Source organism: Spirosoma endbachense, from assembly GCF_010233585.1.
Taxonomy (GTDB): Bacteria; Bacteroidota; Bacteroidia; order Cytophagales; family Spirosomataceae; genus Spirosoma; species Spirosoma endbachense.
The window spans coordinates 10,300,343-10,303,821 of sequence record NZ_CP045997.1 but is presented as its reverse complement, the minus strand read 5'-3'; the positions used below and the strand labels follow the sequence as shown (position 1 = coordinate 10,303,821).

The following is a 3,479-nucleotide window of genomic DNA, read 5'->3' as shown; positions in this document are numbered from 1 at the left end:
GGAGCGTTTTTGTAAGACAAAGGTGTTTCTAAGCTTAAACGCTTATCCTTCCAATATAGACTTACCAGTCAATCAATAAGCCGTCCGTTTCGGTACAGTAACTGTCCATTTTTGGACAACGCGGGATTCACTGAGGTAATGAAAAAGCCGTTTCGTGGCCATTAAGCCTACTTGTACAGAGTTGGTAAGGTATTTGTACGACAAAGACTATACTAATTGGTATGACAAGTTGTTCAACCGCTTTTGATCATGAAACGACCCTTTTTAGGTGAGTTGGAAGAGATCGTCTTGCTAACGGTAGCCGCCCTGCAGCAAGGGGCCTACTGTGCCTCAATCACCCAAACCATTGATGGGCAAATGGCCCGTAGCATCAGCTTTCCTACGGTCCATACCACCTTACAACGGCTCCAGCAAAAAGGATTTGTCGCTTCCCAGATGGGCGGGGCGACGGCCGAACGGGGAGGCCGTCAGAAACGCCTATTTGTAGTAACCACAGCCGGGCAGCGGGCGCTAATCGAATGTCGACATCTGCGTACCCAATTGTGGGACCAGATTCCAACGCCAATTCTACAGCTATGGGGCGCTTAACCAAGGGCGACGGGCCACCGGAGTGCCAGCCGCCCCCCTGGGCTGTCTGGCTACTGAGCCATTATAGTCCAGATGGTCTGGAAGATGAGTTGCAAGGTGATCTGCTGGAGATGTATTCCTACTGGCTGAAAACTGTCGGTGTATCCAAAGCCCGTTGGCGATATACACTGGCTGTCCTGCGGTTGATTCAACCGTTTACAAGCTCGAAAATCGGCCAAAAATCTCCCAACACCCACCCAGAGTACGGGACCTCTTCATCTTTAGTTCAAGCCGCTATGCTACCTACCTATCTCAAAATAGCCTCTCGTAAACTGATTCGCCATAAGCTCTATTCGTTCATCAACGTAGTGGGCTTGGCGGTAGGCGTTTGTGCTTGTCTGGTTATTTATCTGATTAATCGATACGAATTCAGTTTTGATAATTTCCATCCCGACCTTGACCGCATCTATTGTGTGGATGCGGTCGTGTTTGGGGGGCGTTGGCATAGCGTACCGGGTCCTATGCCAGCGGCTATGCGCCAGGAAATGACGGGCATTCAGACGGTGGCGGCCTATCAGACCTATGGTGCCAGCGTAACGATACCACCGGATCAGGCCCAGAAACCGAAGCATTTCGATGACGACGGTAGTATCGTTATTGCGGAACCCCAGTACTTCGACATCTTTCACTACCAATGGGTAAGCGGAAATGCCAGGACTGCCCTGAGCAGGCCCAACTCGGTCGTGCTTACCACCGAAAGAGCCCGAAAATACTTTGGTGATTCCCACCCCGACAGCATCATCGGTCGGACGATCTATTATCAGGATTCGCTGATGGTTACCGTAACTGGGATTGTCGCCGATTGGCAGGGAAACAGTGATTTTCGGTTCAGCCAGTGGATCTCGTATGCGACGATCCCCGCCAGTTTTTTGAAGACAGACATTACATTGGATCGCTGGGATAAGTTGAATCGCTCCAGCCAGGTGATCATTAAACTGGCAACGAATGTAACCCCTGCCCAGATTGATGCGCAATTTATCCCCTTTGCCAAACGGCACTATGGCCCCAAGTCGGGTTTTACCGCCCAGATCAAACCGCTGTCGGGTAGCCACTTTTATCCCGACTATGGGGGTGAGGGCAGAAAGGCCAGTTTACCGGTCTTGTACTCGCTGATGGCGGTGGCTGGATTTATCCTTGTTCTGGCCATTGTCAATTTTGTCAATTTGTCAACGGCCCAATCCCGGCAACGAGCCAAAGAAATCGGCGTTCGTAAGGTGCTGGGTGGTAACCGGTCGGGCATCGCTGTGCAGTTTTTTACCGAATCCCTCTTGTTGACCGTAGCCGCCGTGGTGCTTGCTGCGCTACTGGTTCGGCCGGTGATGAACGTGTTCGCCGATTTGATCCCAGCGGGCGTTTCTTTACAGGTGGATCGTACGACTATTGTATTTTTTCTGCTGGTAACGGCGGTGACCACGCTGCTGGCGGGGTTTTATCCGGCCAGGGTATTGGGCCGCTATCAGCCCGTAATGACGCTGAAAGGAATCACGACGACAGCGGGCACTGGAAAAGCAACGCTGCGCCGAGGACTGATCGTCTTCCAGTTTACGATCTCGCTGGTGTTTATCATTGCGTCGCTGGTTATGGGTTCGCAATTGCGGTATGTACTGCATACGAATCTGGGTTTCAAGACGGATGCCATCATTACGCTCGGTGGTCAGCCAACTAACCCGATGCATACCACAACGATCGGGTCGGACAAGTCGAAGGGGCGGCTACCGGCTAGGGCTGAGCTGGGTAAGCTAGCGGTACTGGCGGAGAAGATCCGCCAAGTAGCGGGTGTAGAGCAGGTGATCCGACAATGGAAGTCACCCATGGACAAAAAGCATAGTGGATTTGGTGGCGGTGGGCTGAAAAACAGCCCGGAGAAACCCATCGATCTATCCTTTCATTTCGGCAATCAGGATTACGTTCCTTTTTATGGGATGAAGCTGGTTGCGGGGCGAAATTTGCTTCCAGCCGACAGTGGCCGGGAAGTGCTGATTAGTGAGCGGTGTGCGCATGCCTTGGGGTTTGCCGATGTGAGCCAGGCTATCGGCCAGGAGCTGGTCGCCAGCCCTGTCGAGGTCTATCCGATTGCTGGGGTGGTAGCCGATTTTTATGAGAACTCGTTCCATCAAGCGAGCTGGCCGATCGTCATCCGACACGACCCTGCCAAAGAGAACGTCATCGCCGTCAAAATAGCCGCTAAGGGCATGGCCGCTGAGGAGCTGCAGACGCTCATCGACAAACTAGGGGCAGACTGGAAGGGGGTCTTCCCGGAGAAACCGTTTACTTATTCGTTTCTAGACGATCGTATTGCCACGATGTACGCGGACGATCTTCGAACCGAGCGGCTAACCAACTTGGCGATGGGGATCACTATTTTTATTTCTTGTTTAGGCCTGCTGGGGCTGGCCATCTTTTCGACAGAACGAAGAGCCAGAGAAATCGGTATCCGAAAGGTATTAGGGGCAAGTGTCGCGGGAATTGTAGTTCTGCTTTGTCAGGAAATTGTCTTCTTGATCCTGATTGCCTTGCTACTGGCCAGCCCACTGGCCTGGTATTTGATGCATGGTTGGCTTCAGGGCTTTGCTTACCGAACACCGCTAAGTGGCTGGCTGTTTGTGGCCGCCGGATTGGCGGCCATAGGCCTGGCGCTGCTGACGGTGGGTTTTCAGAGCGTTAAAGCGGCCTTGATGAATCCGGTTAAAAGCCTACGAAGCGACTAAAGCGTTCGTAAAACAGCCAACGCATCGATGGCGTTGGCTATTTTCTAGCCGTCCAATTAAACGCCCAAATTTATGAGCAGATACATACGTCTTCGTCTCAGGCAGGAGCTTATTCATGAACGTTTTCTCGTCTCACTGGGGAGC

The 3,479-nt window shown here is 52.3% G+C and carries 2 protein-coding genes; both read left to right on the top strand.

All coding sequences use genetic code 11. The features are described from left to right. The first annotated feature begins 249 nt into the window (after positions 1-249). Positions 250-588, top strand: a complete 339-nt coding sequence (locus GJR95_RS41580; protein ID WP_162391489.1) for a PadR family transcriptional regulator — start codon at positions 250-252, stop codon at positions 586-588. Further along, positions 576-3,335 carry an ABC transporter permease gene (locus GJR95_RS41575; protein ID WP_162391488.1) on the top strand — a complete coding sequence of 920 codons (2,760 nt, stop codon included), beginning with the start codon at positions 576-578 and terminating at the stop codon, positions 3,333-3,335. Before GJR95_RS41580 ends, GJR95_RS41575 begins: the two co-directional genes overlap by 13 nt. Positions 3,336-3,479: the final 144 nt, after the last annotated feature.